The 3,448-nt window shown below is 67.6% G+C and carries 4 protein-coding genes; all 4 read right to left on the bottom strand.

The features are described 5' to 3' along the window. Positions 1-292, bottom strand: a 292-nt coding sequence (locus tag HMPREF1316_RS15095; protein ID WP_021726521.1) for a transposase family protein, incomplete at its 3' end; no start/stop codon positions are given. 157 nt (positions 293-449) lie between these two features. After that, entirely contained in the window at positions 450-1,214 is a 765-nt protein-coding gene (locus tag HMPREF1316_RS08195; protein ID WP_021726522.1) for an ATP-binding protein, read from the bottom strand. Further along, complete coding sequence (gene istA, locus HMPREF1316_RS08190) at positions 1,214-2,665, bottom strand: IS21 family transposase (protein ID WP_198009631.1); 1,452 nt, start codon at positions 2,663-2,665, stop codon at positions 1,214-1,216. The genes HMPREF1316_RS08195 and istA overlap by 1 nt, the downstream gene beginning before the upstream one ends. 463 nt (positions 2,666-3,128) lie before the next feature. Then, positions 3,129-3,448 (bottom strand): hypothetical protein (locus HMPREF1316_RS14480; protein ID WP_040651914.1); only part of this gene is annotated, 320 nt, incomplete at its 5' end.

Below are 3,448 nucleotides of genomic sequence, written 5' to 3'. Positions count from 1 at the left end.
TGCGGACGCCGTGCTCCGGGCAGTCCGCCCTGGGCACGGCGCAGTGCACGACCGTCTCGTACTGCCAGATGTCGAGGTGGCGCCAGGTGCGCTCCCGGGTGTCGTAGGTGCCGCACCTCCGCCCGCACTCGGGGCACCCCACGGCCTGGCCGCGGACGTGCTCGACGCGGACGTGCAGCTCGTCCGGGGCCCCGCCGCGCTCCTCGAACCAGACCTCCGAGACCCTCCACTCCGGCCCCAGCCCCATCGATCTCTCGAAGAGCTGCGCCAGCATGCCGGCCTGCGCGTCCATGCACGGCTCCGATCGTCGCGTCCACCAGTCGCAGGAATCATACCGCCTGCCGGGAGGGAGGCGCGGTGGGAGCCCGTGTGCTACCCACCAGAAGTTTTGAAGAGCCTTATTTTTTTCGGGTTTCACGGCTTAGACAAAAGCGCCGTTTCTCTATTTCTCAGTCCTCCGACCTGCCCATCATGAGGGCCTTTTCGAACCTCCTACTCTGCCCGCCGAACTCGACGAGACGACCATGGTGCATGATCCTGTCAACCGTTGCTGTGGCCAGATGGGCGTCGCCCAGCACCGTGCCCCACCTTCCGAACCCAATGTCAGTGGTGACCATCATGCTCCTGGCCCCGTAGGTCGCTGACATCACTCGATAGAGAGGCCTTGCGCCCTCGATGCCCATGGGGATGTAGCCGTACTCGCCCATCATCAGCAGGTCCGCCCTGGCGATGTCCTTGGGGGCGGTCTCCGATCCGTTGTCGGTTGCCGCTGCCTTGAGCATTGACACCAGCGACGACGTCTCGAGGCAGCGGACCTTGTAGCCGCGCTCGGTGGCGAGAACCCCCGGCGCGACCGACGAATGGGCCTTTCCCCGACCGCATCCCCCATGGAGCACGAAGCCCTGGGCAGCCCCCACAAGGCCAAGCGACCTCGTTTCCTCGATGGCGTAGCCATCGGGCAGCGACACCTCGCCGGAGTCGGAGTCGGATAACGACTCTGGCGACGGGAATCTCGCCTGGCGCAAAAGACGTACCCCCTCGTCCTCTTCCCGAGTCGCATTCCCGTCCTTGATCAGACCGCAGGCGGCAGCGAGCTGGCCGCGTGCCGCTTCCTTTACGGAGGATGCGATGGCCGGCTTGCTGGAGCACATCGTGCGCGCCAGAGCGGGGAGCCCGCCCTCCAGCTGGCCGCGGGTGAGCCGTCCGGCACCCATCACGCGCCCCCTCCGAGCACGACGTCATGGGAGGCGAGGCTCGGCTCATCGTCGTAGGCCATGGCGCCTTGGCCGTTGGCGATGCACGACGCGGCTAGGGCCATGTCGGCCTCGCTCAGGGCCCCGGTCCCATCAGCAGGCGCCTCCATGGCCTTGGGTGTCGCTTCATGTCCGCAACCAGCGCTCACGTCGCGCAGCACTCGAAGAGAGGCACGCCTGGCGGGCTTGCCCGTTGCGCCAGGCGTTGCCGCAAGGCCACTTGGCATCGTTGCCCTGACCTCGCTGTCGCGCCAGGCACCGGGCTTGCGGCAAAGCAGGGCGAGCTGGGAGAGCGGATCGCTCGCCCGGGTGGGCGACCCGCCGTGGGCGCGGCCGAATCGGGCGATCCCTTCGCCCCGAGCGGCGAGGAGCGCGACGCGGGATGCGCCCGTTTCCATACCGACACGCTCGCAGGCATGCGCCGAACCCAGCGGGTGGCGGTGCTTACCCTCCAGGCACACGTCACCGGACTCGTCCGTCTTGGCGCCTTCGACTCTGGCTGCCCCGAATGGCCTTGCGGGAGGATCAGGCATCGAGGCGCGGTCCTCCCCGAACGGCCGGCCCTCCGGTCCGCCCTCGAAGCAGTGAGGCTTGCCGGCTCGTCTCATGCAGGTGGTGAGCAGGCGCTCATCATAGGCGGGCAGGCTGTCGATCCTCGGCATCGGCACGAAGGCATTGCGGCGGATGGCGCCCACGGCATTCCCGGCCGCTCCCCTCTCGTTGCCGGAGTAGGGATCGCAGGATGCGAGCCCGAGCCCGTGGTGGGCGGCGAGGCGCTCGAAGGTCTCGGTAGTGCCTATGGCCTCTCCGACACGGCGGCCGGCACCGGTCGCGCTGTCGAACACGAGCCTGATTGGCGCGCCACCGCAGGACTCGAAGACGGCCGCAAGCCCCTCGCAGGCGCATTCCGGGCTCTCGCCCCAGAGGCACTGTGCCAGCGATGCGTCCGGGAATGGGAACGCCGCGACGAGGCAGCGGGCCTCGCGCACAACCCCGAGGACGCGGAAGTCGCGCACGCCGAAGTCGACCTGGGCCCCCGCAGGCGCCCACTCAAGGTGCAAAGACCCGTCCCTCGCACGTCTGGCCTCGGCCTTCCTCGCCTTCACGTATCGCTGGACGGTGGCATGGGAGCCATCGTAGCCGCATTCCGCGGTGAGCCTGTCGAAGATGCGTCTGGCGGTGTGGCGCTGCCTGGCGCGGCGCTTGCGGTCCTGCAAAAGCCACGAATCGATTACGGGCTTGTATGGGTCGAGCTTGGATGCGCGCCTCTTCTTCGTCTTCACGGTGAGCGAAAAGTCGCCCATGTCGCGGTATTTGCGCACGGTAGGCTCCGACACCCCCTCGTCCCTTGCGACCTGGGCGACGCTGTCGCCAGCGTCGAGTCGCTGCCTGATTGATGGAATGGTCGGCATGCCGATCATCTTCCTTTCCGGCCTCCTTGGTCGAGTCACCGAAGCAATGACCAGGATGGCCTGGCCTGGGAGATGGTCGGCGCCCTTGCCTCATGCGAAACTTCTGGCATGAGACCCGAAACTTTTATCCCGTGATTTCCTTAGAAATTAATCTATCAATTTACCAGTAGACCAAACGGGTGATAGATCCCATTCGGGCATAGCGGCCCGTGGCAATCAACCGTGATACGATTCCCGTCGCCAACATAGATTTGCCCGCGTGGCCGTCCCCCTCTATGTTTGGCGACATCCCGGGGGGACGTCCACGCGGGCGGACGGGAATCGCATATGGACGTCAACCCCTTCGCCGCCCGCGTCGACGCGCTGGCGGACGACGAGTTCGCGCTGCTCAGGGAGGCCGTCGGGACGAGGGCGTGCCGCGACGCGCACGGGTGGGGCGCCTTCGCCGAGGCGGCGGACTCCCTCAGGCCGCGGCCCCCATGCCCCCTCTGCGGCGACGGCGGGCGCCCCGTGAGGGACGGGCGGGCCCAAACGGGTCGCAGAGATGGCTCTGCCGCGCGTGCGGCAGGAGGTACGGCTCGCTCACGAGCACGATATTCGAGCGCACGAAGGCCGACTTCCCCACCTGGGTCGCGTTCGTGTCGGCGATGTGCTGGAACTGCCAGCCCGACGCGGCTGCCGAGCTCTGCGGCATCTCCCACAGGACCGCCTTCGAGTGGCGCCACCGGGTCTTCGCCGCGGCGGGGACGAGGCAGGACTCGATCGTGCTGTCCGGGCGCGTGT

This window comes from Olsenella profusa F0195 (genome assembly GCF_000468755.1).
In the GTDB taxonomy this organism is placed as follows: Bacteria; Actinomycetota; Coriobacteriia; order Coriobacteriales; family Atopobiaceae; genus Olsenella_F; species Olsenella_F profusa.
This window is presented reverse-complemented; position numbering and strand designations above follow the sequence as displayed.

Excerpts from the sequence above, each read along its gene's own strand:
- HMPREF1316_RS08195 (WP_021726522.1), bottom strand. The coding sequence starts at position 1,214 with ATGGGTGCCGGACGGCTCACCCGCGGCCAGCTGGAGGGCGGGCTCCCC.
- istA (WP_198009631.1), bottom strand. The coding sequence starts at position 2,665 with ATGCCGACCATTCCATCAATCAGGCAGCGACTCGACGCTGGCGACAGC.